The sequence below is a fragment of the Propionicimonas sp. genome, assembly GCF_047606205.1.
Lineage (GTDB): Bacteria > Actinomycetota > Actinomycetes > Propionibacteriales > Propionibacteriaceae > Propionicimonas.
In genome coordinates this window covers 1-3,171 of sequence record NZ_JASGES010000031.1, presented here as the reverse complement: position 1 = coordinate 3,171, position 3,171 = coordinate 1, and the positions used below count along the sequence as shown (strand labels likewise).

Annotated in this window: 2 protein-coding genes; both read left to right on the top strand. The window is 73.5% G+C overall.

Annotation, left to right across the window (positions count from 1 at the left end; translation table 11 throughout):
• A partial coding sequence (locus QM633_RS01945; protein ID WP_415152038.1) for a bifunctional ADP-dependent NAD(P)H-hydrate dehydratase/NAD(P)H-hydrate epimerase occupies positions 1–985 on the top strand: 985 nt, incomplete at its 5' end.
• A 134-nt stretch (positions 986–1,119) separates the two neighbouring features.
• Positions 1,120–3,108 carry a PTS mannitol transporter subunit IICBA gene (locus tag QM633_RS01940; protein ID WP_415152037.1) on the top strand — a complete coding sequence of 663 codons (1,989 nt, stop codon included), beginning with the start codon at positions 1,120–1,122 and terminating at the stop codon, positions 3,106–3,108.
• Positions 3,109–3,171 lie beyond the last annotated feature (63 nt).

Sequence of the window (3,171 nt, the reverse complement as noted above, 5' to 3'; positions counted from 1 at the left end):
CGCGGTGGCCGGGTTGGCCGCCGCGTGCCGCGCGCACGGCGTGCCGGTGGTGGCGGTGGACCTCCCGTCCGGCCTGGCGCCGGAGCCGCCGTTCACCGACGACCCGCACGTGGTGGCCGACGTCACGGTGACCTTCGGGGGCCGCAAGCTCTGCCAGCTGCTCGAACCGGCCCGCACCGACTGTGGCGAGGTCGAACTGGTCGACATCGGACTCGACCTCGGCGAACCGCAGGTGAGCCAGTGGGAGAAGGCCGACCTCGTCGCGGCCTGGCCCGTCCCGGACGCGCGCAGCGACAAGTACTCGCGAGGCGTGGTCGGGCTGGACACAGGCTCGGTCGACTACCCCGGGGCGGCCGTCCTCGGCACCTCCGGGGCCGTCCACGCCGGAGCCGGGATGGTGCGCTACTTCGGCCCGCCGCCGGTGGGTGCCCGGATCCTCGACCGGTTCCCGAACGTGATCGTCGGCCAGGGGCGCGTGCAGGCGCTGGTGCTCGGCTCGGGCTGGGGAGACCGCAAGGACCGCGGTGTGGTGGCCCGGGCGATCGCAGCCGGTGTGCCGCTCGTCGTGGACGCCGACGGCCTGCGTCATCTTCCCGAGCAGGGTCACCCCGGCGTGCTGCTCACCCCGCACGCCGGTGAACTCGCCCGGCTGCTGGACCGCGAGCGGCACGAGGTGGAGGCCGACCCGGTCGCCGCCGTGCACGACGCCGTCGCCCGGACCGGCTGCACGGTGCTGCTGAAGGGTGCCACCCAGTACGTCGGCTCGCCGCGGGAGGAGCGGCTGTGGCTCGCGCTGCCCGGCCCGGGCTGGACGGCGCAGGCCGGTTCCGGCGACGTCCTGGCCGGGATCTGCGGTGCGCTGCTGGCGGCGGGCCTGGCCGCGCCGGAGGCGGCGCTCGCCGCAGCGAGCATCCAGGCCCTCGCCGCCTCCAGCACCCCGGGGCCGGTGCCGCCGCAGGAGCTGCGGCTGCCGCTCCCGCTGTAGCGGGGCAGCACAGGGTTCGCCGAACCGCGGATCACTGCGGGGCCGGTTCAGGGGCTAACCTGCTCGGTGGCGGTCGCTCGGGGACCGCACGCAGGGCAGCGCGTCCCGGCAGCCTTCCGTCCACGGGGAGCCAGATGACGACCACAGCAGCGGTGGGGCCGGGCTCGGCCCGCGTCGCCGTGCAGCGGTTCGGCGCGTTCCTCTCCTCGATGGTGATGCCCAACATCGGCGCGTTCATCGCGTGGGGGCTGATCACCGCGCTGTTCATCAGGGATGGCTGGATCAACCTTCTCCTTCCCCAGCCCGACAACGGCTGGGTGGCCATGCTGGGCGGCTGGGGCACGTTCGAGGGTCACGGCATCGTCACCCCCTCGATCACCTACCTGCTGCCGCTGCTGATCGGCTACTCGGGAGGAAGGCTCCTGCACGAGACCAGGGGCGGCGTCGCCGGGGCGATCGCGACCATGGGCGTGATCACGGGGACAAGCGTGCCGATGTTCCTCGGCGCGATGATCATGGGCCCCCTGGCCGGCGGGACGATGAAGCTGCTGGACGCGCGGTGGGAGCATCGGATCCGGCCCGGCTTCGAGATGCTGGTCGGGAACTTCTCGGTGGGAATCTGGGGCGGCGTCCTGGCCGTCTTCGGCTTCTTCGTCGTCGGGCCCCTCGTCGCGGTGGTCTCGAACGCGCTCAGCGCCGCCGTCGGCGTCCTGGTCGCGTCCGGCCTGCTGCCACTGACCTCGATCCTGATCGAGCCCGGCAAGGTGCTCTTCCTCAACAACGCGATCAACCATGGCATCCTGACCCCGCTCGGCACCGAGCAGGCGGCCCTGACCGGCAAGTCCGTGCTGTTCCTGCTCGAGGCGAACCCCGGCCCCGGGCTGGGCCTGCTGCTGGCGCACATGGTGTTCGCCCGGGGAACGGCGAAGGCGTCCGCGCCGGGAGCGGCGGTCATCCACTTCTTCGGCGGCATCCACGAGATCTACTTCCCCTACGTGCTGATGCGCCCGGTCCTGATCCTCGCGATGATCGCCGGCGGCATGACCGGCGTGTTCCTCAACGTCGCCTTTGGGGTGGGCCTGCGCGCTCCCGCCGCGCCGGGTTCGGTGTTCGCCGTCTACCTGCAGACCGCCCCGGACAGCTACGCCGGGGTGACCCTGGCGATGGCGGGGTCGGCGGCGGTGAGCATGGTGGTGGCCTCGCTGCTGCTCGGCTTCGACCGCAGGACGGATCCCGCCGGCGCCGACCTCGCCGCCGCGACGGCCAGGATGGAGGAGTTGAAAGGGCGGCGCTCGGCCGTCGCAGGGCTCCTGGGCCGGCCGAAGGGGCCGATCGGCACCATCGTCTTCGCCTGCGACGCGGGCATGGGTTCGTCCGCGATGGGCGCCACCATGCTGCGCAGGAAGATCGAGGCGGCGGGGATCGCCGACGTGGCCGTGCTGAACGCCGCGATCGGCCAGCTCGACGGGACCGCCGACCTGGTGGTCACGCAGTCGCGGCTCACCGAGCGGGCCCGCCGGCGCGCCCCGGGAGCCGTGCACGTCCGCGTGGACGACTTCATCGCCTCTCCCGCCTACGACGGCATCGTGGGGTTGCTCCGCGAGGAGGCCGCGGCCCGGGTCCTCCTGCCGGGGCCGGACGGTCCCGCCCCGCCGGCGCCCGTCGGAGAGCCGGACCGGGTTGCGACCCTGACCCTGCTCGCACCCTCGCGGGTGCGCATTCATCCGGGCTCGGCGAGCCGGGACGCGGCGCTGCGGGAGGCCACTGACCTGCTCGTGGCCGCGGGGGCCGTGACGCCGGCGTACTACGCGGCGATGCAGGCCCGCGAGCGGGCCGTGTCGACCTACATGGGCCACGGGTTGGCGATCCCGCACGGCACGAGCGAACGGCAGGACACGGTGCTCGGCACGGCGATCAGCTTCGTCCGCTACGACGGGGGCGTCGACTGGGACGGCCACCCGGTCACCTTCGTCGTGGGGATCGCGGGGCGGGGGACCGAGCACCTGCCCCTGCTGGCCCGGATCGCGGTGATCTTCTCCGACGCGGCGGAGGTGGACAGGCTGGCCACGGCCGGCACACCCGCGGAGTTGTTCGCGCTGCTGGACGCCGCCTGCGCCGAGTGAGCCGCCCCCACCGGCCCCCTCCCGACAGACGCTCCCGAAATTCGTCCGCGCTCCCGAAATTCG

What these genes read in the sequence shown, in the direction of transcription:
- QM633_RS01940 (WP_415152037.1), top strand. Translation starts at nt 1,120, where the DNA reads ATGACGACCACAGCAGCGGTGGGGCCGGGCTCGGCCCGCGTCGCCGTG.